Source organism: Rathayibacter sp. Leaf185, from assembly GCF_001423885.1.
Classification (GTDB): domain Bacteria; phylum Actinomycetota; class Actinomycetes; order Actinomycetales; family Microbacteriaceae; genus Rathayibacter.
The window spans coordinates 13,631-36,352 of record NZ_LMPP01000004.1 but is presented as its reverse complement, the minus strand read 5'-3'; the positions used below and the strand labels follow the sequence as shown (position 1 = coordinate 36,352).

Sequence of the window (22,722 nt, the reverse complement as noted above, 5' to 3'; positions counted from 1 at the left end):
CGGACGGTGGCGTCCTCGAGCGGAGGGAAGACATGTCCTCGACCTCACCCGCCTCCGAGACCGCTTCTCCGAGTGCGGCGAGCGTCCGCACCTTCCACCAGATCCTCGTGAACACCGCGGTCGCGAACGTGACCACGAGCTTCCTCTGGTTCGCGCTCACGTTCTGGGTGTACCTCGAGACCCGGTCGGTGCTCGCGACCGGCATCATCGGCGGCGCGTACATGCTGCTCGTCGCGATCTTCTCGATGGCCTTCGGCACGATCGTGGATCGGCACCGGAAGTACCGGGTGATGCTGTTCGCCGGCGCCGTCACGCTGGTGTCGTTCGGTGTCGCAGGCGGCCTGTTCCTCGCGCTGCCGGAGTCGGCGCTGCTCGACTTCGGCGGACCGTGGTTCTGGCTGTTCTCCGGCACGATCCTGTTCGGCGCCGTCATCGAGAACATGCGCAACATCGCGCTGTCCACGACGGTGACCCTCCTGGTCCCGGTCGAGCGCCACGCGAACGCGAACGGCCTGGTCGGCACCGTGCAGGGCCTCGCCTTCGTGGTCACGAGCGTCTTCAGCGGGCTGTCGATCGGCCTGCTCGGCATGGGCTGGACGATGGTGATCGCGATCGGCGCCTCCGCCGCGGCCCTGCTCCACCTCCTGTTCCTGCAGATCCCCGAGGACGAGCCCGCATCGACCCGCGACCGGAGCCCGCTCATCGATCTGCGGGGGAGCGTCACGGCGGTCCGGGCGGCGACCGGCCTGTTCGCGCTCATCGTCTTCTCGACGTTCAACAACCTGATCGGCGGCGTCTACATGGCGCTGATGGATCCGTACGGGCTCGAGCTGTTCCCGGTGGAGCTGTGGGGGATCGTGCTCGGCGTGACCGCGACGGGCTTCGTCATCGGCGGACTGCTGGTCGCGAAGTTCGGCCTGGGGAGGAACCCGATCCGCACGATGCTGCTGCTCGTGATGGCGATGGGCCTGATCGGCGCGCTGTTCACCCTCCGCGACTGGTGGTGGCTCTACGCCGGCGGCATCTGGATCTACATGACGCTGATCCCCGCGGTCGAGGCCGCCGAGCAGACGGTCATCCAGAAGGTCGTCCCGTTCGAGACCCAGGGGCGGGTGTTCGGCTTCGCCGCGGCGTTCGAGTCGGCTGCCGCCCCGGTCACCGCGTTCCTCATCGCGCCGATCGCCGAGTTCGCCCTCATCCCGTACATGGAGTCGTCGGCCGGCCGATCGGCCTACGGCTGGCTGCTCGGCGACGGCATCGGGCGGGGGATCGCCCTGGTGTTCCTCGCCGGCGGGATCATCATGGTGGTCGCGGCCGGCGCGGCGATGCTCACGCGCTCGTACCGGGTGATCTCGGCGCAGTACTTGAAGGCCGAGCCGCCCGTGGGTGACGCTGCGGCTCCTGCTGCTGCACCCGGGTCGGCGCCGGAGAGAGCAGGCGCCGCTGAGCTCGGACCCGAGTCGTCCAGGTCACCTCGAGGGTAGAAGGAGCCGGCATCCGGGTTCCGCGTCGACTCAGCAGGGGACCCCGATCGGCAGGACGGTGATGCCGAAGCCCGGCGCGGTGATCACCGGGTACGCCACCGGGACCGGAGTCTGCGAGTGGTCGTCGCCGGCGAGGAAGAGCAGAAGCGGGTCGGACTCGTCGCCGGCGGCGAGCGCGGCGTCGTCGCGGAGTGCGACCTGACCGTCGGAGGACTGGGCGGCGTCGTTCCAGGGCCCCCGAAGCCGGTGAACGAGTAGCCGTCCCCCCGGGTCGGGGAACTGCACGGTGATCGTTGCGCTGACGATGGAGTCGCTGCCGGTGTTCGTGACGTGGATGCGGTTGTCTGTCGCGCCTGCTGCCGTGTACTCGGGCCGGGCCCACCGCGCGCGCCGAGCGCCGGGAGCGCTCCGTGCTGCCGTCCCTCCTAAGCCGGGACGTGCCCCGACCCGCCTCCCACGATCCCGGCCGCGACCGCCGCCGGGTCCTCGCCGTCGCGCAGGGGGAGGAGGCGGAAGAGCTGACGGTAGGGGCCCTTCTCCGCGGTGTTGCTGTACCTCTCCGGTCGGGTCTGCACGTCCCAGTTGCCGCCCTGGAGACCCTCCTGGGCGCCGTCGACCCGCACCACGGTCCGAGTCGACTCCGGCACCTCGTACCAGTGCCGACGGTCGGCGAGCTCGTCGGGGCTGTTCGGCTGGGCGTTGAAGAACATGCTGCCGCCGGCGACGACGAGCAGGCCGGTGCCGGAGTCGTCGACGACGGCCGCCCATCGCGTGTCCGCCTTGTTGGCACTGTCCTGCGGCCTGCTGTAGCGGGTCGGCTGCTCGGAGACGGCGCCGGTGTAGCGGCCGAAGAACGCCGAGGTGCGACGATCGGCGGCCGATTCGTGAGGGCCGCGGCCGTACCAGTGGAGCGTCGAGAGCTCGGGTGCCAGTCCGAACGTCGTCCCGACCACCTGCGGATTCGGAGTCCCGGCCACCGGGGCGAACCACGAGCGCACATCCACCTGCCCCGTGCCGTAGACGGTGTACACGATCGACTGCGGGGACATCGTCACCCGATCGCTCGGGCGGAACGGTATCGCCGTCGTCACCCAGCCATCGATCGTGATGCGCACGGCCCCCGGGATCTCCTCGACGTCGACGTGGTCGACCGCCCACTCCTCGCCGACTCCGCGCCACGGCAGTGACGGCTCGGGGCGGGTGAGCCGGATATCGGGGATCGAGAGCTCGGGATCGTTGGGGGTACGCCAGTAGGTCGGCGTCAGCGGGCCGGCGAGCAGTTCTCGACCGTCGTAGCGGAGCGACGTCAAGCGGCCGGTCGAGCGGTCGACGGTGGCGGAGAACGCCTGACCCGACACGACGATCGTCGTCCCCTCCTCGGTCGCGGTGACCGGCGGCAGCTGTCGAGGCATCGGACGGTGCGTCGAGTCGACATCGACCGGGAGGTCGAACTGCGCGCGGGCGACGAGGTGTCCTCCGTCCGCCCACGCGGTGGGCCCGGCGAGGGCCAGCCGCACGTCGAGGCGGTACTCCCCGGCTCCGGCCTCGGGGAAGAGGTAGGGCAGGGTGACATGAGCCTTCTGCTGCGGGCCGACAGCCCAGTCGGCGCCGGGCAGTGCCCCCTCCTGGATCGACTCGCCGTTCTCCGAGACCGACCAGTGGACGACGTAGCCGTCGAGCCCGGTGAAGAGGTGCTCGTTCGAGACGAGGAGCGAGCCGGCGCGCAGGTCGACGGCGGTGATGCTCACCGGCTGGTAGGCGAGCTTCGCCTCCTCCAGCTTCGGAGTCGGCGTGCGGTCGGAGAGAACGAGGCCGCTCATGTGCGCACTCTCCTGGTTCGGCTCGTCTCCCCAGTCCCCTCCGTAGGCGAGGAACTCCTCCTCGGGCCGGTCGGGGCGCGGCCACCACAGGCCCTTGTCCGCCCAGTCCCACAGGAAGCCGCCCTGCATCGCACAGGGGTCCTCGCGGGCGGCGGCCCAGTACTCCTCGAGATAGCCGGAGGTGTTGCCCTGACTGAAGGCGTACTCGATCAGGACGTAGGGCCGAGGGTCTCGTCGCGAGCGTTCGACGAACTGGGAGACCGGCGGATAGAAGTCGCCGTCGAAGTCCGAGAGACCGGACGGGACGACCCAGGTCCCAGACCCCACGGCGTCCTGGTAGCTGACGGGGCGCGTCGGATCGTAGGCCTTCGCCCACTCGTACATCGCCTGCATGTTCGTGCCGACTCCGGACTCGTTGCCGGTCGACCAGGCGATCACGCACGGATGGTTCTTGTCTCGGTCGACCACGTTGCGCATCCGCCAGAGCAGGGGGGCGCGGAGCTCGGGGCGGTCGCCGGGAAGGAAGGGCTTCCCGTCGTCGTCGACGCGGTTGATGTGCGTCTCGTTGTTCGCCTCGTCGAAGACGTAGAGCCCGTACTCGTCGGCGAGGTCGTACCACTGGGTGTCGTTGGGGTAGTGCGAGGTGCGCACGGCGTTGATGTTGCTCTGCTTCATGAGCCGGATGTCCGCGATCATGTCGGCGCGGGTCAGGGTCCGGCCGGTGCGCGGGTTCCACTCGTGCCGGTTCACCCCGCGGAGCGAGACCACGCGGCCGTTCACGAGCAGCACTCCGTCGACGATCTCGACCCGGCGGAATCCGACCCGGACCGAGACTCGCTCGAGGACCGCCCCGCTCGCGTCGCTCAGCTCGAGGACGAGCGTGGAGAGCTCCGGAGTCTCGGCCGACCAGAGACGAGGGCGCGAGACCGGGAGGGTCGCGTGGGTCTCCCCTCGGCCGTCGAGTCCGAGAGCGAGCGGCTCTCTCCGCTCGACCGCCGGCTCCGAGCCGGGTCCGGTGCCGTCGAACAGCTGCGCCCGGATCTCGAGGCCGGTGGATCCGAGAGCCTCAGCGGTTGCGTCGATCTCGACCGACACCTCGACCGCCCCCTCGGTGAACGCGTCGTTCAGAGGAGTGCGCACCGTGATGTCGCGGATCATGATCGGCGCTCGCGAGAGCAGACGGACGCTTCGGAAGATCCCCGAGAGGCGGACGTTGTCCTGGTTCTCGAGGTAGGAGCCTGTGCACCAGCGGTAGACCTCGACGGCGAGGAGGTTGGCGCCGGCTCGCACGTGCTCCGTCACGTCGAACTCGCCCGTCGTGTAGCTGTCCTCGCGGTAGCCGACACGGTGCCCGTTGATCCACACCGAGTAGGCGGATTCGACTCCGTCGAACTGGAGGAACGTCCTGCGGTCCGACCACCCCTCGGGCAGGTCGAAGGTGGTGCGGTACCGACCGACCGGGTTGTAGAGCGTGGGGGCGTTCGGGTAGTCGCCGCGCGGGTCCGGCTGCTCGTTCCGCCCGTTCGCTCCGGTCCACGGCAGCACGAGATTGGTGCCGATCGGGAAGTCGTAGCCGTGGAGCTGCCAGCTCGAGGGGACGGGGAGGGTGGGCCACCCGGAGTCGTCCCAGCCGACGTCGGCGAATTCGATCAGCCGGGAGGCGGGGTTCGGCGACCAGTGGAAGCGCCAGTCCCCGTCGAGGCTGTGCGAGAACGGCGTGCTCGACCTGTCACCCCGCAACGCGGCGTCGAGCGTGTCGAAGGGGGTGAGGACAGCATGCGCCGGCTCCGATCCCCACTCGAACACGCGGGGGTCGTTCCACTCCTGGGCGGTGGTCATGGGGTGCTCCTTGCGGTCGGTCGTGGGGCGTCGGTGCTGACAGAGGAGTCCCCTCCCTCCGTCTCGGCGGAGAGAGGGGACCGGCCTGCTACTGGTCGTAGGCGCTCTGCCAGATCTCGACGTAGCGGTCGGAGCCGAGGCTCGTGAGGCCGTCGAGGTAGGACTGCCAGTCGGCGTCGCTCTCGATGTCGCGCACCCCGGTCACGAACTCGGCGGTCGACGTCGCGACGCTGTTCTCGATGTTGGCGGTGAGGGTCGAGAGCTCGCTCGCGTCCTCCGAGGGGACCCAGAGGTTCCAGTACGGGAACATCGCGTCGGTCTCCTTGCCGTCGTAGAGCTCGGTCGCCTGGTAGAGGCGGCGCTCGAAGCCCTCGTCGGTGTAGATGTCCAGCGGCTGCACCTGGCTGTTGCGGAACTCGGCGGTGTCGAAGACCTGGGCCATCGGCCCCCAGTTGCCGTTGTAGTCGGCCTCGTTCGACTCGTCGAGCTTGAGGTCGACGACGGACGGCTCGAGGGTCTGGTCGAGCGCGATCTCGCCCTCGGCAGGAGCGCGCCAGCCGATGTTCTCCTCGCCGAACTCACCGCGGATGTGGCCCTCGGGCGAGAACAGGTAGTCCATCATCTCGACGATGACCTTCTGCTCCTCCTCGTCGGCAGCCTTGGTGACGACGAAGGTGGCTCCGGGGACGCTGGGCAGGAGGTAGGTCGCGGCGTCACCGGCGGGGCCGGTCAGCGGCGGGAGCATGTCGTACTGCTCGTCGCGCCCGTCCTCCTGGCCGATCGTCACGAGCAGACCGGGATGGATCGCGGTGACGCCTCCGACGAGGACACCCTCGGCCGCATTGCCGGTCGCGGTCATCTGATCGCCGCCCTGCGAGAAGGTGGCGGGGTCGATGAGTCCCGCGTCCCAGAGCTTGTTGAGGAACGTCAGTCCGTCGCGCCAGCCGTCCTGCATGGTCTGCAGCTGCACCGTGTCGCCGTCGAGTCCGAGCGAGACGGGCTGGCCGTTCGCGCCCGAGCCAGTGTTGAAGGCGTTGTAGATGAACGCGTTCATGATGTACGGGACGAGCGACTGCTGGGTGCTGCCGGTCAGCGGGATCTCATCGGCCACGCCGTTGCCGTTCGGGTCCTGCGTCTTGAACGCCTCCATGACCGAGAAGAACTCGTCGGGAGTCGTCGGAGCGGACAGCCCGAGTGTCTCGAGCCAGTCGGTGTTGATCCAGAACTTGTAGGGGTAGGAGCAGTGGTAGCAGTCGTTCCACTGCGGAAGGCCCCAGATCTTGCCGTCGGGCGTCTCGGTGAGCTCCTTGAAGCCCGGCTCCGCCTCGAGGGCGGCCTTGATGTTCGGGCCGTTCTCGTCGATGAGGTCGTTGAGCTGCACGAGCAGACCCTGGTCGCCGTAACGCTGGAGCTCGGCGCGGCTGAACTGCGAGGCCCAGGGGACGAGCATGTAGGCCTCGGGGAGGTCGCCGCCGGCGAGCGAGATCTGCCGCGCCTCCGTCGCCTCCGACGCGCCGTACCCGGTGGTCTCGAACTGGATGTCGACGTCGAACTTGTCCTCGAGGACCTTGGTGAACGAGTTGGTGTTGAGGTCGATCTGCGCGCCCTGCTCGCCGAAGATCCTGATGACCTTCCGGTCGGCCTCCGGGCTCTCCCCGGTGCAGCCGGTGAGACCGATGATCGAGGTGGTGAGGACGGCGCCGAAGAGGAGGAGCTTCCTCCGCCCGGCGCCGTTGCCGTGCTGTGTGCGAGAGAACAAGGTGTTTCCTTCCATGGGTGAGGAGGCCGCGAGAGCGTTCGCGCGACCGGGGGCCGGAGACGATCCCCGGTGGGGACGTCTCCGGCGGGGAGTGCTCAGCCCTTGACGGCGCCGAGCATGATGCCCTTGTTGAAGTAGCGGGCGACGAAGGGGTAGATGATCATGACCGGGACCGTCGAGATGACGATCAGGGAGTACTTGAGCAGGTCGGCGAGCTGCTGCCGCTCGATCTGGGCGGCGGCGTCCATGCCCGGTGTCGCCTGATTGAGGATCAGCACGTTCCGCAGAACCAGCTGCAGCGGGTACAGATCCGGATCGCGGAGGTAGAGCAGGGCGTCGAAGTAGGAGTTCCACTGGTAGATCGCGTACATCAGCGCGATCACGGCGAGCAGCGGCTTCGAGAGCGGCAGCACGATCGTCCACAGGAAGCGCAGATCGCTCGCTCCGTCCAGCTGCGCCGCCTCGTACAGCTCGTCCGGGATGGACGAGCGGAAGAACACCACCGCGATGATCACCTGCCAGACGCCGACCGCCTGGGGCAGGATCAGCGCCCAGCGCGTGTCGAGCAGGCCCAGCTGCTGCACCACCAGATAGGTGGGGATGATGCCGCCTGCGAAGAGCATCGTGAAGATCACTCCGAGGGTGATCCCGCCGCGACCCCAGAAGTTCTTCCGCGAGAGCGGGTACGCGATCGCGACCGTGAGCGCGAGGCTGACGAAGGTGCCGACGGCCGTGTAGAAGAGCGAGTTGCCGAAGCCCGCGATGATCGTCGAGTCGCCGAGTGCACGCTCGTAGCCCTCGAGGGAGAAGTCGACGGGCCAGAAGCTGACCCGGCCCGAGGAGACGGCGAGCGGTGAGCTGAACGAGCTCGCGAGGATGTACAGCAGAGGCAGGAGGACCGCGAGCAGGAACGTCGTGAGGAGGACGTACACGGCGATCATGAAGACGCGGTCGACCAGGGGATCCTTGATGCGGGTCGTGCGCTGCCGGCGACGCTGCGACCGCGGGGCCTCCTCGTCCTCGGCAGCGGTCGTCGTCGGCGTATCGAGTGCGGTCACCAGAGCCCCTGTCCCGTGATCCGCTTCGCGAGCGAGTTCACGCCGAGGAGCAGGACCAGATTGATCATTCCGTTGAAGAGCCCGATCGCTGCGGCCTGGCTGAAGTCGGCGTTGAGCAGGCCCACCTTGTAGACGTAGGTGGGGATGATCTCGGACTGCGAGAGGTTGAGCGAGTTCTGCAGGAGGAACGCCTTCTCGAACCCGATCGCCATCACATTGCCGACGCCGAGGATCAGGATCGTGATCGCGGTGGGCATGATGCCCGGGATGTCCACGTGCCAGATCTTCTGCAGCCGGCTCGCGCCGTCCACCCGAGCCGCCTCGTAGAGCGAGGTGTCGATGGAGGAGAGCGCCGCCATGTAGAGGACGGCGGAGTAGCCCGTCGTCTGCCAGACATCGCTGAAGACGTAGATGTGCCGGAAGAAGTCCGGATCGCCCAGGAAGTCGATCGCTCCGAGCCCGAAGAAGGACGTGACATCACTGACCGGCCCGAGCTTGGGGGAGAGGAACAGGATCGTCATCGAGATCACGACGACGGTCGAGATGAAGTAGGGCGCGTAGGTGACCATCTGCACGGTCCGCTGGAAGAAGCGCAGCCGGACCTCGTTGAGCGCGAGTGCCAGGAGGATCGGGAAGGGGAAGCCGGCCAGCACCACGTAGGCCGACAGCAGGAAGGTGTTCTTCAGCAGCGTCCAGAAGATCGGGTTCGAGAAGAACCGCTCGAAGTGCTTCAGCCCCACCCAGGGGCTGCCCCATACGCCGTCGATGACGTTGTAGTCCTTGAACGCGATGATCGCGTTCGTCATCGGCACGTACTTGAAGACGATGAAGTAGAGCACCGGCGGGATGATCAGCAGGTAGAGCTGCCAGTGCCGGCGGAAGCTGCGCCGCGCGGCACGGAAGCCGCGGACGTTCGAGCGTCCTCTGATCTTCGCGGGCGCGCCTCCCGGGGCGCCGGCCACGGGGGCACCGGTGAGCGGCATCACCATGCTGTGCCGACCGGTGTCAGTGGGAGGGGCGGCCGAGTCGCCTCGCAGGCGGAGCCTGCCCCGTATCGGGTCATCATCGTCGAGACCATCCAATCAACAGTGAGTCGGAACGCCCATGACACTAAACATGTGATCTATCTCTTGTCAACACGATCAAAGGCTTAGGCGTCGGGTACTGTCGGATTTCTCGCGAAATGTCGGGTGGCTCATTTACTTGCGCAAATTCGCTCGTCCTCGGCTTGTCGCCGGCGGTGTCGAAAGCAGGGCTTCTCTCGAGACGAGAGCGAGTCCCCACCGGGCTCGGCGGAGCGAAGGGACGGCGACATCATTCGGATCGATTCAGGCGTCCGAGCCTCGGACGGCGGCTCGCGAGCGACTCAGGTGATCGATCACGTCAAGCGCATGATCGCGTCGGGCGAGGTCAAGGCGGGCGACCGCCTCCCGGTCGAGAAGGAGCTCGCCGAGCGCTGGGGCGTGTCTCGGGGCCCGCTCCGCGAGGGCATGAGCGCTCTGTCGGCGCTGGGAGTCGTCGAGACGCGCCAGGGCGACGGCACCTACGTCACCGAGCTCGATCCGACGACGCTCCTCAGCCCTCTCGGCTTCTACTCCGAGCTCGGTGAGCCGGGACGGGCGGCCGACCTGCTCGCCGTGCGGCGGGTGCTCGAGACGGAGGCGGCCGGTCTCGCCGCCCTCACCATCAGCGTCGACGAGATCCAGCGGCTCGGCGGACTCCTCGAAGGACTCGGCGGCACGCTCGCACCGGGCGCGCTGGAGCACGAGACGTTCGTCGACGCGGATGCGGCCTTCCACCGCGCCGTCGCGGCGGCGAGCGGCAACCCCGCTCTCGCGGCGCTCATCGACGGTCTGGTGAGCCGCACGCTCCGGGGGCGACTCCTGCGTGCCGACGACGACCGCGACGCCCTTCTGGTCGCGCACACCGAGCACCTCGACATCCTCAGGGCGCTGCGAGCGCACGACCCGGATCGCGCCCGCATCCGCATGGCGGCGCACCTGCGCGACGTCGAGGAGTCCGCCGCAGCGCGCGAGGAAGGAGCGGGTCGGTCGAGGACTTCGGGGCTCCTGCTCCGATAGGCGAGATCGCGGCCGAGTAGACAGGCGTTATGCGAGTTGCGCAAGTCGGGATGCGCGCCGCTAAGGAGAAACACTTATGCTCGACACCGCAAGAAGACCCCGACTCGCTTGATCATATGTTTAGTACAGTCGAGCACATCCGTTCTCTGAGCGGCTCGATTCGGACGATGACGCCCGGGAGGACTCTCATGACTCGAACGCTCTCTCCGCCCCGTGGACATCCACTGCCCTCAGCGTCGACGGTGCGCACGGACGTGCTCACCGCTCCTCCGGAGTGGTGCGACAGGGACACCGCCCTCGAGCTCGAGGCGGCGCACCCTTCGGCCTCGGTGCCCGCCGATCGTGCGCCCCCGTGGACGAGTGCCTCGCGCTCGCGCGGCGGGGCAGTGGTCCGACGGAATCCCCCCGTCGACCTGGTCGGGGTTCGGGGGCTCGGATCTCGACGTCGAGGTCCACTGCGACGCCGACGGGGTCGAACCGGCCGTGAGCGGCCGGTCGCTCGAGGCCTTCGCGATCCGCGCCGGAGTGCGCGCCGAGATCTACCCAGCAGGGCCGGAGCGGCGCCTCGTGGTGGCCGCTGATCGCACGGCGGAGTTCGGAGCCGCTACTACGACCCCGACGATCGGGGGAATCACGGAACATGTCCGACGCCGAAGAAGAGCGGGGCGGTCGTCATCGACCGCCCCGCTCCACCGTGCCGGTCGTCGCGCTAGTCCGACGCGGAGTCCCACTCGATCTCGACGAGCAGCGGCTGCTCACCGATCCTGACCCGCACCTCGCCCCGCGGCGTGCCGTCGACGCGCACGGACGTGCCGCGCGTCGCGCGCACGAGAGTCCCCTCCACCGGCGCGAGCCACTCGGCTCCCGGCAGCCGGCGCACCGTGAGCGAGGCGCCGTCGGGGCTCCACTCGAGCCGGTCGATCACGAGCCCGCCGCGAGCACGCAGGCCGGTGACGGATCCACGCTGCCAGGCGGCGGGCAGCGCCGGCAGCACGGTCAGCGAGTCCTCCGTGGATCCCAGCAGCATGGCCGCGACCAGTCCCGGCAGACCGCCGCTCGCGTCGAGGTTGAAGATCCGCCCTGCGTCGTGCCGAGTGGTGAGTGCCGGGGACCAGTGATCGACGGCGAGCCACTCGGCGCAGGTGAGCGCCGCCTCCGCATCGCCCAGGGCCGCCGCCGCGACGCCGACCTGCACCAGCCCGAACGCCATCTCCATGCGTCCAGGGGGCGCCGTCGGGGCCTCCGCGCGCCAGGCGATCTTCGCGGCGATCGTGGCCGACGCGGCGGCGCGCAGCCGCACCGCCTCCTCACCGTCGTCCTCGAACGCCGGATCGACGCCGTACCAGAGCGGGTAGAGCTGCGACGCATGGCGGTGCGCGATCTCCTCGGCCCAGCGCGGGTCGATCCACTCGGCCAGCCGGCCGTCGTCGGCGACGCGGTACCCGGGCAGGTCGGCGACCAGACGCGACCACCGTGCATCGAGCGAGTCGTCCCCGCGGGCTCGGCCGAGCAGCGCGGTCGCGAGCGCGGCGTCGCGGAGGATCGCGACGTCCATCGTCGCGTCGGCCGCGAGCGGCGAGTGCGCACCGCCCGGGGTGTTCTCGGGGGAGTAGGAGGGGATGATCCGGCGGACGCCGTCGACCACGATCGTCGCCGTCTCCGCGAAGCGCAGGACGCCCTCGGCGAGCTCCCACACCCGGTCGTCGACGATGGAGCGGTCGCCCGTCGCCGAGACGGCGTCGGCGACGAGCCTCAGCACCCAGCCGCCGCACCCCGTCCAGAACAGGTGCGGGAACGGATGCCCGAAGTGGTTCGCCCTGCCGTGGGTCGACATCCGCGCGGGCAGGAGCATCCCCTCCGCGCCGTAGACGAGGCGCGCGTTGTCGCGGTAGTCGTCGAGGTGAGCCAGGACGAGATCGAGGACCGTGAGGGCGAGCTCCGGCGTGCCGGTCGACACCATCCCCGCCATTGCGCCGTTCTGCACGTTCCCGTTCATCGTGTAGTCGGCCGACCAGGCCGGCCGCCAGGTGCCCTGCCAGACGCCCTGCAGAGTCGGCGGCAGCTCTCCCGTCGACGCGATGATGTTCGATCGGCCGCTGAGGTAGGCGATCTCGACCACGCGGCGGCGGGCGCCCGCGTCGCCTGCCCGAGCCTCGGCCCAGAGCTCCTCGGTGAGGGTTGCGTCGGAGTCGCCCCGCAGGTCGAGCGTCGACGTGGCGACGAGGCGGGCGTGTGCGGCGCTCTGCACGTCCCAGTCCGCATCCGGAGCGGGAGTCGTCTCGGCCGGCCTGCCGTCGAGAGAGACATCGATCCGGAGGGAGCGGGTCGAGTGCGGACCCGCCTGCGCGGTCGACCGGGTCACGTCGTCGGCGACATGCCACGGCGCACCGCTCGACATCGTGACGACCGCCGACACCGAGTCGTCGCCGGTCCCCGCCACGGCCACGAGGCGACCGGTGCCGCCTCCCTCGACCGTCGTGACGACCACGGCGGAGGCGTCGGGCACGCCCGTGTCCCACGACGTCGGGTCGCCCGCCCCCAGGCCCAGCTCGACGACGCTCTCGGTGTCGCGGTCCGACTCGAGCGAGAGCAGAACGCTCTCGCCTCCGTGGGGGGCGAGGAGGCGCAGCGTGTGGAGTCCGCCGTCGAGATCGGTCCACTCGATCGACGCCTCTCCGGTCATCGGGTCGATCGTGCGGCGCTGCCGGGCCACTCCGCCGGGGGAGCGCACGACGACGGTGGCGCAGATGCCGAGGGGATCGGTCCAGATCAGGCCGTCGCCGTAGCCGCTCGCACGCGCACCTCGGTCGAGGGCCGCACTCGCCGCGTCGGCGTCCCCCTCGAGCAGCGCGCGGCGCATCTCGTCGCGGACCGCGGCCAGGTCGGGCGCATGCGGGCGCGTGTTCACGGGCAGGAAGTAGCGCTCGTGGGCGAGCGAGATCGTCAGTTCGTCGGGGCGGCCGTGCACGACGGCGCCGACGCGGCCGCTGCCGACGATCAGCCCCTCCTCCCAGGTCGGAGCGTCCGTGGCGGTGGTGAACACGGTCGTGCCGGTCATGAGGCGCGCTTCGTTGCGCGGGTGAGAGATCGGATGATGGTTCCTTCCGTCCGAGAGCCCCGACATATGTTGCGGGACACCTCAAATTAGCCTCCCGGACAGGCCCCGCGCGAGCACGGCCCGTAATACCCGCTCGATCGCGGCTCCGGGACGACTCTGCTCGAAGCCCCCTTGCCGGCCCGATCACACCGTCTGCGCTGCTCGGAGCGGTTCCGCCTCCATCGCGGCCTCCGATTCATCGCATGAACCAGGAGTGGACCGGGTTGCCGGCGAGCGAGCTGTCCTCGGGTCGTGAGTACCCGCCGGGCAACCCCTCAGCCACCGAGGGTGACGCGGAGGATCTTCTCGTTGCTGTTGTTCGCCGTGCTGTCCTTGTCCCCGGTGTTCGAGGTGCTGAGCCAGAGGCCGCCCCGGCCGTCGGGCTCGACCGTGCGCAGGCGGCCGTAGGTTCCAACGAAGTGGGAGGTGGGGGTGGCGAGCGTGTCGCCGACGATGGGCGCGCGGTAGAGACGGGCTCCGCGGAGGCAGGCGATGTAGACGACGTCGCGGACCACAGCGAGACCGGAGCAGGAGCCCGCGGAGGTGGGGAACGTGAGCTTCGGAGCGATGTAGCCGGAGGTGCCGCAGGTGCCCGAGGTCCCTTCGCAGGCGGGCCAGCCGTAGTTGCCGCCGCGGACGATGAGGTTCGTCTCGTCCATGATGCTGTTGCCGAACTCCTGCTCCCAGAGGCGCCCCTGCGAGTCGAAGGAGAGGCCCTGCGGGTTGCGGTGCCCGTAGCTCCAGACGGCGTTGCCGAAGGGGTTGTCGGCCGGGATGCTGCCGTCGGGGTTGATGCGCAGGATCTTGCCGCTGAGCGAGTTCAGATTCTGGGCGCTGGTGGTGTCCTGGCCGTCGCCGGTGCTGACGTACAGCTTCCCGTCCGGGCCGAAGCGCAGTCGCCCGCCGTTGTGGTACTTGTTCCGGAGGATCCCGGAGGCGAGGACCTGCACGGTGCTCGTGTCGATCCGGTCGCCGATGAGCTTGAGGCGGATGACCCGGTTGTCGGTGGGGGAGGTGTGCATGATGTACAGCCACTGGTCCGACGCGAAAGTGGGGGAGATCGCGATGCCCAGGAGGCCGCCCTCGCCGTCCGTGCTCTGCACATTGGGCACGGTCCCCAGCACTGTCTTGACGCCCGTCGTGGGGTTCAACCGGATGAGGTCGTGCGCGTCGCGTCGGGAGTACAGGACGGTCCCGTCGGGGGCCGTGGTCAGACCCCAGGGGATGTCGGTGTCGGTGGCGGTCTGGGTGACGGTGCAGATCGCGGTGGAGCAGGCCGCGCCGGTGGTCACGGCTACCGCGGCGCTGCGGGCGGAGGTGTTGCCCTGAGCGTCCACGGCCGCGACCGTGTAGGAGTAGGCGGTGTTCGCCGTCAGGCCGCTCTCGGTGAAGGTCGTGGGCGGCGCCGCGGTACCGCTGCCGGCGACGGTCCCGACCTGGGTGGTGCCACGGAGGACCGTGTAGCTGCGGACTCCGACGTTGTCGGTGCTCGCGCTCCAGGTGACGGTGACGGTTGTGCCGGCCGCTCGGGCGGTGAGGCCGGCCGGGGTGGTGGGCGCCTCGGTGTCGACCGAGCACTGCGGCACCGTCACCGCGACGGTGCTGCTGGCCTGGGAGATGTTGCCAGCGGCGTCACGAGCGTTCACGTACATGCCCCACTGCGCACCCGGCGCCACGTCGATGCCCGTCGAGGTGACGGTGCCGGCAACCGACTTCATGAACTGACCGTCATGGTAGACGTCGTACCCGGACACGCCGACGGCGTCTGTGGACGCGTTCCACGAGAACGTCGCCGTCCGGCACGCGAGGTTCGTCACTCGCGGGTTCGCCGGCGCCGACGGAGCGGTCGTGTCCGCCGAGGACGCGGTGGTCGTCCACTTCTGCGAGGCCCCGCCGCTGCAGGCCGAGATCACCACCGGCGTGCGGTTCACCGTCTTCTGATCCTTGACGTTCATGCACAGGCCCGACACGACACCGCGGATGCTGCCGTCGCTCTCGAACCGCCACTTCTGCCAGTCCCCGCCCACGCAGTCGGAGATCTGCACCGCAGTGCCGGCCGTCGTCGCGCGGCCCCGCACCTCCAGGCACTTCGTGCCGCCGTACACCGAGATCTCGCCGCTCGCCGCACTCGTCCAGTTCTGGTTGGCGCCCTTGTTGCAGTCGAAGATGACCACCACGGTGCGATTCGTGGTGCTCGAACCCGGCACGTCGAGGCACCGCTTCGATGCCGCGTTGACGAGCGGGGCGCCGACGGGGGCTGCTGCCGACGCCTCTGTCGGTGCGGGCGCTGCGTGAGCGGGAGCACCGGCGAACACGAGCGCGGCAGCGAGAACGGCGACCGCGAGAGTGCGGGGGAGAGTGAAACGCATCAGCGGGTTCCTCTGTGTACGGAGCGAGCCGGACGCCTGCACTGCTCGCCCTGTGATGACCATGGCACCCGGCGCGTTCCCCTACAACGGGTCACACGCCCCGTATCGGATGCGCGATGGCCCGCGAAGGGGTGAAACCCGTCTTGTCCCGCCTCGGGGCCGTCATCCACGGACACCGGAGGAGGATCGGCCATCAGAGGCCGCCGCCAACGCCACCGCGAGAAGCTCTCCGGCTGGTGAGTACCTGAGCCTGGGCAACTCGGACAAACGATGGTTGAACCCAGACCGGAACAGAGTCGTCTCCGGCCGGGAAGCTCTGCGGATCGGCTGAGGACGACGAGCGGACCTCCCGTTCGGGGGTAGTGCGGATACCACGATACTCGGCCACGATCTGCATCACTCTCCTTTTCGTCGGTCTGAAAAGATGGCGACTCGACTGGGAAAAAGAAGAACGAGCTGGGTCGGAAGGAGAAGCGCCCCTACGAGCGATGACGCAGCCCCGGAGCCAGGTTCACCAGCAGAGACCGTGGCGAGAAAGGCTGAAACATGGACCCGACCTTAATACTTCTCATCGTACTGATTGCCCTCGGGGTGTTCCTGATCATTCGCAGGCGATCGAGAACCGAGGAGCGCAAGCGACCTCCCGCGACGATTGATACCATTCAGGAAACCCACGTCGAGACAAAAATCACACCTAGCGAGCGCGAAAGTCACGCCGCCGAAGCAAGAAACACTCAGAACACAGTGCTTCCCGCCGCGAATCCACCGACGGTCGCGGCGCAGCCGCAAGAGACGATTCAGCCGCCACCACCCCATGGCATCTGGAATCGTCTTGAGCACACAACCAGGAGCCTGCCTGCTGGTCGACCGCTTGGCGGATTCAGGCGGATGGCGCACTTCAGCACCACAGAAAGAATCAAAGAGTCGCTGCCTCGAGAGGTCGCAACATTTGAGAACTTCAATCGCATTTCAGAGCAGTTAGCAGCAACACACGGCTCAGGCTTCTCGTATGCTGTACGCGACTCGAACGACGCGGTCATTTCGCCGCCCTGGTTGTCTGTGAGGTCGATTGCGTATGATAGAGGATCCGGTCGAATCGTTGCGGCAGGGCTACCAAATCATTCGCTCTATGGATTGGACGCGGCCTATGATCTCGGTGCGATCGACGGCCGGAACATGGCGACCTTTCCGAAAACGGGAAATACCGCAGGCGTCATGATGCCAGCAGTCTCTCTCTACGTCGGTTCGACCAAGTCGGGCGCGCTCGTCCCTCTAGATATGAGCGTCAACGTCGTCTCTGTCGATCTATTCGGACCGAACGGCACTATCTCTTCACTCGATTTCTTGGGTTCCTCTGCAGGCGCGGTGACGCTCCGTGACGACGCAGGCACCCGTCGCATTCTCTGCGTGCTCGAAGGCTTGAGCATGGGGGAGAAGCTCTCCTTCAGTGGAGACGGCGCATGGATCCTCATAGCGGGCAGCCGCGACTCGACCCTCGTCGACGTAGCAACCGGTCGGCATGTGAGCGTCGGGGTCGCCAACGCAGGATGGTGGCCCGCAGCCGATTCGACTCTCTTGACGATCGAGCATGATGGCGACGTCGCCACACCGAAGCTGTTCGATCTTTCCAGGAATTCTTATGTGAAGACCTTTCCGCCGATCACTCTTGACCAACCAGGACTCAAGAATTATCAGCGCTATTGGTACCCGACTACATCTCCCGATGGTAGCCAGGTTCTCGCTTATACCCCCTCCGGAGTCACCGATGAGTACCAGCAGCTCCACGGAGCACACAACCATCTTGCCCGCATAGGAGTTGAGACTGGACTAGCTGAAATCGTGCGAGATGTCTTCGTGGATGACGAGGACACACTCGAACGCGACGTCGGTGAAGTTCGCTGGTTCGATCGTGGCCCGCGCCGTGAGGTACGCCTGCATCCTGAACTCGCATCGCATCTACAGGACCCTGTGACCGAACACGATTACCTGAGCAATGCGCGGTGGGCCGATGAGGCTGAGCAGGTCTTGATTCGATCACTCAACCGCTTGCTGGATCTGACGAATGAAAGCGAGGATGGAGGGCATCTCTTGCCCGAGATCCTGGCGTCATTGGTAGTCGTTGCCAGCGATTCGGCGGTATGGGAGCGACAGTCGGAATGGCTGATAAACTTGAATGTCACGACTCAAGCCATGGTGTGGGCTGGCACGCTGAGCGGTCCTCTCGCCGAAACGTGGTCGCGTTTCGGCCGAGCGATGACCTCGATCCGAGAAAAGGACGCGGGTCGGATAGATTTGATCGGCGTATTGACCGTCAGTTGACTGGCCGGACTCATTGAGATCAGCGCACGTCACGTCGGTGAACGCGCTGAGAACTCCACCGTCAGTAGCGGTCGAGTCCGAACTGCACGGTACGGCGGACACGCCGCAGAAACTTGCGGGTGCTGCCATGAATATTGAAGTTTCCGCGTGAGGCGTGAAGCCGCACGAAGAGGTGCACGATCCCACCGGACGGGATGAAGTTCATTTCGTCGGAGGTGGGGATCGCGTCATCCGCCCAACAGGGTGAAGAACTGTCGATCGTAAGAACTTGGAGTTGGCCGCGGTGGGAATTGAAGATCAGATTGAGGCTGAGAGGCGCCGACGCGACGCTCTCGGCTCCCAGCGCGACGAGCAGACCAGAGCCATCGCCCTCGCTGCCGCAGAAGCAAGGCGATCATTGTCCTATTTCGCGAGCGCAGCGGGTGAGCTGGAAATGCCCCGTCCCATCGTCGCCTTCACGACGAGATCCGGTTTCTTCGGCACGAAGTATGAGGCGAGAACTATCGGCACCGGATGGCTCGTGGATCTGACCCAGTTCACGGCACGTGTTCCGGATGTTCTAGGACGGGCACTGCCCTGTGCTGTGACCAGAGAAGCGGAGGTCGTCGGTCGAATACTACCATCGTCCGCTTTCCACGGTGAGGATCCTTATAGTCAAGTGCAGCGCGATGCGCCGAATCCGTCACTCATTCTGGTCAACGGTCCACCCATTCTGTTCCTCGATGACCCACTCGGTTACGACAAACCCACGGCTACTAAGGCGATGGGCCGGATCGCTCACGGGGACGACTCTGACCTCGACTCAGTCCTTTCTGATGCCTCTTTGGCTCAGAGACAACGGGGCTTCATTGAATGGGGAGGAGCGCGCCATCCCGTGGTGCCACTTGAACACGTTCTTGCGAACTGGCTGGTCGATCGCTCACGAAATCCCCGATAGGCAGCGTCTCGAACGGTGCGGGAGTGGCGCCACCACCCCACAGGGAAGTACGCTCACCACGAACTGACATGATATCGGTTCTCGGCCGGGAAGGTTACTCGGTCCTCGAAAGCGCGAGGCTGCGGCTACTCATTTGCATGCCGCCCGATCACGGACGTGTATAACGTGGAGGACGAAACCGGGCGATGAGACGTCCGGAGACATCTCGGCCTCGAGCGATTTCCCGTTGATGGCCAAGAGCTTGCAGGGCGCGGCACGGTTGGAGCAGCGGGAGCGCTGATCGGTGTACTCCACCGCCCGGCGCAAGGCGTCCTGCTTGAAGGACTCCGGCATCCGGCACTGGGTGAACCGCACGGGCGAGAACGACGCCCGGCCGGAGTTCGATCCGGCCGCCTTCGTCCGCTCCACCGGGACGCTCTACAGCCTGTCCCAGGAGGGCGCCGGCAGCCTCGGCCCCCTCGTCCTCGCGCTGACAGCCGCGACCGTACACTACGGCTCCCGTGGGATTCCGATCATGTCGGTGTGCCAGTCCTGGTCGCAGGGCGTGAACCTGTTCGAGCGAGAGGGCATGGACAAGCTCTGGTCGGCCGCGAACGCGAAGATCTCCGCCGGCGGAATCTCCGATACGGGCTTCCTGCGCATGGTGTCAGAGCTGATCGGCACCTACGACCGCGTGACGACCTCCGCGAGCATCAACAAAGGCGTGCGCTCCACCACCAGTGCGTTGAGGCGCGATCTGATCCTCGACGTCGCGGAGCTGGCGAACGTCCCGACACCGAAGAAGCGACGCAAGATCGGGCGGGCGCTCCTGATGTCCTCCGGCTCCCGCGCCGCCATCCTGCGCACAGTCCCGTGGTTCGACGGCCCCAAGCCACTCGTCGCCGCGATCAACGCCTGCCTCGCGAACCACCGACCAGGTACAGCGCCGACGCCCACGCCGTCCACTGAGCAGGGACACGACCTCGCGCCGGTGACTCACGCATGACCGGTTACGACGACGACCCGTTCGGCGCCGACGAGCCTGCCACTGCGGCGGTAAGCGCCGACGTCGACCCGGGGGAGGAGCCGACGACGCGCTTCGGATCGGCGGATGAGTTCGTGCGCAAGCAGCTCATCGGCACCTACCAGCGCCGAGTCATGGCGCAAGGCTCCGGTGGCGGCCTGCGATGGAAAGCGGCCTGGTGGGAATCCCAGGATGCGCAGCGGCGCATCGAGGCGCTGTGGCGGGCGTGAGAGGCCGCACGCGCCGACCCGAAAGCCGGGATGAGCGCGTGGTGGATCAACCACTGCGACCCGCACATGAGCGTCCTGCTCTCCCCGGACGGGCCGTTCGCGGACTCCACGGACGAGAACCGGATCGCGGAGGCGCTGCCCTACGAGGCGCCGGTCGAGGGTGCGTTTCCGCCCGATCGGCAGCCGCCGCTGTACACGCAGCGCCCGGACAAAGAAGACGCCTGAACCGGTGAGCCAAAGACGCAAGAATTCACTCTGTATCCATGCGAGCCATGCGCGAGCACGAGGCTCGACGCTACATCGGCATCAGCGCCCTACAAGCAGGAGCGCTGCAGCCGCGGCAAGGTGCCCGGAGGGCTCGGCGCCGGTCGACGCCAGAGAGTCCTCATCCACTGCCGAGATTCGTTCCGGCCTCGATTTTGCCCTCTTGGTCATCTCCTTCCCGGTGCCGGCGAGCTGAGCCTGACCCAGAACGTTCTGCGCGCCGTGGGTGGACGCGAGATAGATGTGCACTTGGTACCCGACGCCGCTCTGGAAGCTGCGCCCCAGTACCAGGAACTCGGTGGCGCTCAACGGCAGCATGTCGAAGACGCCGCGCACAGCCAAGCCGTCGGGTGGGCTCGTTGATGACGGGTGTCCCAGCCGCCGACGCCGAGTTCGAGGGACCTCGTCGCGTCGCTCGAGCGTCCACCGCTCGACGTCCGCGGTAACTCGGCTCCTTCGCACCGACCAGCCTCGCGTTGCTGTTGCGTTCCAGGCAACACGGTGGCACTCTTGCCGAACCGAAACGGTTCGGAAGGATCCTGGATCGGATCGGTGGGAGCAGGCAAATCGATAGTGCGCATCGATGTGGGCTTCGACAGCGCGACCAGTCCGCATGGCGATCACTGGAGCTACATCGACGACGTACCCCTGGCCGGGGCCCTGTCGTGCCAACCCGTTGGAATCCCTGCTGACTTCCAATCGCGTCGGTCGGCTTCTTTCGGGGGGAGTCGACCGATGCCTCTTCTTGCTGCCCCGCGACATGCTTCTTGAAAGGCTTCCAATGACCGACACTTCGAGCGCTTCCGCTGTCACCGCTCCCGATGAGAATTGGTGGCGCCAAGCGAGCGTCTACCAGATCTACCCGCGGTCGTTCGCGGACGCGAACGGCGACGGCATCGGTGATCTGCGGGGTATCACCGACCGGGTTCCGTATCTGAAATCGCTCGGCATTGACGCTGTCTGGCTCAGCCCCTTCTACCCCTCCGCCTTGGCGGACGGCGGCTACGACGTAGACGACTATCGGGACGTCGATCCACGCCTCGGCACCCTGGACGACTTCGACGCCATGATCACTGTCCTACACAGCGCCTCCATCCGGGTGATAGTCGACATCGTGCCGAACCATACGAGCGACCGACACGCTTGGTTCTGCGAGGCCTTGGCTTCACCGAAGGGCTCCTCCGCCCGAGACCGGTACGTGTTCCGCGACGGCACCGGCCCAAATGGAACTGAGCCGCCTGCAGATTGGGAATCAGCGTTTGGCGGCCCCGCCTGGAAATCTGTGGGCGATGGTCAGTGGTACTTCCATCATTTCGCCGTAGAACAGCCCGATCTCAACTGGGCAAATAGGGAGGTTCGAGATGACTTCCTACATACGCTGCGGTTCTGGTCGGACCGTGGTGTCGACGGCTTCCGCATTGACGTCGCGCACGGTCTGGCGAAAGAGCTTGGCCCTACATCCGCCGTTCTACCGGACGCGGCCGCTCTTGAAGCGATGCCGATGGACGGTTCGCACCCGTTGTGGGACCGCGATGACGTCCACGCGATCTACGCTGAATGGCGGCAGGTTTTCAACGAGTACATGCCGGCCCGGACCGCAGTCGCCGAGGCCTGGGTTGCCGCCGATCGCCGGGCACGGTACGCCAGTGCTGAGGGTCTCGGACAGGCGTTCAACTTCGATCTGCTCGAAGCGGACTTTCACGCAGGATCATTCCGGACCATCATTCAATCGAACCTCGAGCTCGCCGAGCAGTCCGGGTCATCGACGACCTGGGTTTTGTCGAACCACGACGTTGTCCGGCACGCCACGCGCTACGGTCTCCCCGAACGCTCCTCCATGGATCAGCGGCAGGGCGGCGCTTGGCTTCTTGCCGGCGGCGCGCAGGAGTCCGTCGATCAAGAACTCGGACTGCGTCGTGCGAAGGCCGCCACGATGCTCGAGCTAGCACTGCCCGGTTCGGCGTACCTCTATCAGGGCGAGGAGCTCGGCTTGCAGGAGGTCGGTGACATCCCCGACGCCAACCGACAGGACCCGGCGTTCTTCCGGAACCCGGGCGTCGACATCGGTCGTGACGGGTCCCGGGTTCCGCTGCCTTGGACGCGAAAGGGGGAGTCCTTCGGATTCGGTTCCGGCGGATCGCACCTGCCGCAACCAGGATGGTTCGGGGAGTCGAGCGTCGATGCCGAGGACGCGGACCCGGACTCGACGCTGAACTTGTACCGCCGTGCTCTCAATCTGCGACGACAGCTGCAGACCGACGAACGCCTCGACTGGCTGGAAACCGGGCGGGAAGATGTCCTGGCATTTCACCGCCCCAACGGCTGGACGAACGTGACGGTTTTCAGCAATGAGCCCTACGACCTCCCGGCCGGGCAGCTGCTACTGGCTACGGCCCCGTTGGCAGACGGTGCCGTGATGGGCGTCGGGACGGTCTGGTTGCGCACGTAGAAGACACGCCCAG

At 67.2% G+C, this 22,722-nt stretch carries 13 protein-coding genes and 1 pseudogene; 6 read left to right on the top strand and 8 right to left on the bottom strand.

What is annotated here, in order from left to right; translation table 11 throughout:
- Positions 1 to 32 precede the first annotated feature (32 nt).
- The gene (locus ASG06_RS14400; RefSeq protein WP_056043668.1) at positions 33 to 1,484 is read left to right on the top strand and encodes an MFS transporter; all 1,452 of its coding nucleotides are present in this window, start codon (positions 33 to 35) and stop codon (positions 1,482 to 1,484) included.
- A gap of 30 nt (positions 1,485 to 1,514) precedes the next feature.
- Here ASG06_RS14400 and ASG06_RS14395 read toward each other — a convergent pair whose 3' ends face one another.
- The 5 genes from ASG06_RS14395 to ASG06_RS14375 all read right to left on the bottom strand — a co-directional run bounded on the left by ASG06_RS14395 (position 1,515) and on the right by ASG06_RS14375 (position 8,943).
- Positions 1,515 to 1,769 (bottom strand): hypothetical protein, encoded by a 255-nt coding sequence (locus ASG06_RS14395; protein WP_056043666.1) that lies wholly within the window; start codon positions 1,767 to 1,769, stop codon positions 1,515 to 1,517.
- Positions 1,770 to 1,909: 140 nt separating this feature from the next.
- Positions 1,910 to 5,143 (bottom strand): glycoside hydrolase family 2 TIM barrel-domain containing protein, encoded by a 3,234-nt coding sequence (locus ASG06_RS14390; RefSeq protein WP_056043662.1) that lies wholly within the window; start codon positions 5,141 to 5,143, stop codon positions 1,910 to 1,912.
- Between the two features lie 88 nt (positions 5,144 to 5,231).
- A complete protein-coding gene (locus ASG06_RS14385) occupies positions 5,232 to 6,902 on the bottom strand; it encodes an extracellular solute-binding protein (RefSeq protein WP_056043659.1) in 1,671 nt (556 codons plus the stop codon).
- Between the two features lie 95 nt (positions 6,903 to 6,997).
- A complete protein-coding gene (locus ASG06_RS14380) occupies positions 6,998 to 7,960 on the bottom strand; it encodes a carbohydrate ABC transporter permease (protein WP_056043656.1) in 963 nt (320 codons plus the stop codon).
- Positions 7,957 to 8,943, bottom strand: coding sequence for an ABC transporter permease (locus tag ASG06_RS14375; protein WP_082499313.1), 987 nt, complete (start codon positions 8,941 to 8,943; stop codon positions 7,957 to 7,959). Before ASG06_RS14375 ends, ASG06_RS14380 begins: the two co-directional genes overlap by 4 nt.
- Before the next feature lie 387 nt (positions 8,944 to 9,330).
- Between ASG06_RS14375 and ASG06_RS14370 the strand changes: the two genes are divergently transcribed.
- Entirely contained in the window at positions 9,331 to 10,041 is a 711-nt protein-coding gene (locus ASG06_RS14370; protein ID WP_231727762.1) for a FadR/GntR family transcriptional regulator, read from the top strand.
- Positions 10,042 to 10,750: 709 nt separating this feature from the next.
- On the opposite strand, the gene ASG06_RS14365 is transcribed toward ASG06_RS14370, so the two are convergent.
- Together ASG06_RS14365 and ASG06_RS14360 are read right to left on the bottom strand one after the other, a co-directional pair.
- On the bottom strand, positions 10,751 to 13,099 hold the full coding sequence (locus ASG06_RS14365; RefSeq protein ID WP_056043653.1) for a glycosyl hydrolase family 95 catalytic domain-containing protein: 2,349 nt from the start codon (positions 13,097 to 13,099) through the stop codon (positions 10,751 to 10,753).
- Between the two features lie 314 nt (positions 13,100 to 13,413).
- On the bottom strand, positions 13,414 to 15,507 hold the full coding sequence (locus ASG06_RS14360) for a PQQ-dependent sugar dehydrogenase (RefSeq protein WP_056043649.1): 2,094 nt from the start codon (positions 15,505 to 15,507) through the stop codon (positions 13,414 to 13,416).
- Between the two features lie 546 nt (positions 15,508 to 16,053).
- On the opposite strand from ASG06_RS14360, the gene ASG06_RS20020 reads away from it, so the two are divergent.
- The 3 genes and pseudogenes from ASG06_RS20020 (at position 16,054) to ASG06_RS20515 (ending at position 20,221) form a co-directional block, all read left to right on the top strand.
- Entirely contained in the window at positions 16,054 to 17,826 is a 1,773-nt protein-coding gene (locus ASG06_RS20020) for a hypothetical protein (RefSeq protein ID WP_156465994.1), read from the top strand.
- 1,253 nt (positions 17,827 to 19,079) lie between these two features.
- Positions 19,080 to 19,748, top strand: a complete 669-nt coding sequence (locus ASG06_RS14350) for a TraM recognition domain-containing protein (RefSeq protein ID WP_162239029.1) — start codon at positions 19,080 to 19,082, stop codon at positions 19,746 to 19,748.
- Positions 19,745 to 20,221, top strand: a pseudogene (locus tag ASG06_RS20515) (DUF4913 domain-containing protein). The gene ASG06_RS14350 and the pseudogene ASG06_RS20515 overlap by 4 nt, the downstream one beginning before the upstream one ends.
- Before the next feature lie 81 nt (positions 20,222 to 20,302).
- On the opposite strand, the gene ASG06_RS20285 reads toward ASG06_RS20515, so the two are convergent.
- A complete protein-coding gene (locus ASG06_RS20285; protein WP_056043631.1) occupies positions 20,303 to 20,596 on the bottom strand; it encodes an esterase-like activity of phytase family protein in 294 nt (97 codons plus the stop codon).
- A 445-nt stretch (positions 20,597 to 21,041) separates the two neighbouring features.
- Between ASG06_RS20285 and ASG06_RS14330 the strand changes: the two genes are divergently transcribed.
- Complete coding sequence (locus ASG06_RS14330) at positions 21,042 to 22,709, top strand: glycoside hydrolase family 13 protein (RefSeq protein WP_056043627.1); 1,668 nt, start codon at positions 21,042 to 21,044, stop codon at positions 22,707 to 22,709.
- Positions 22,710 to 22,722 lie beyond the last annotated feature (13 nt).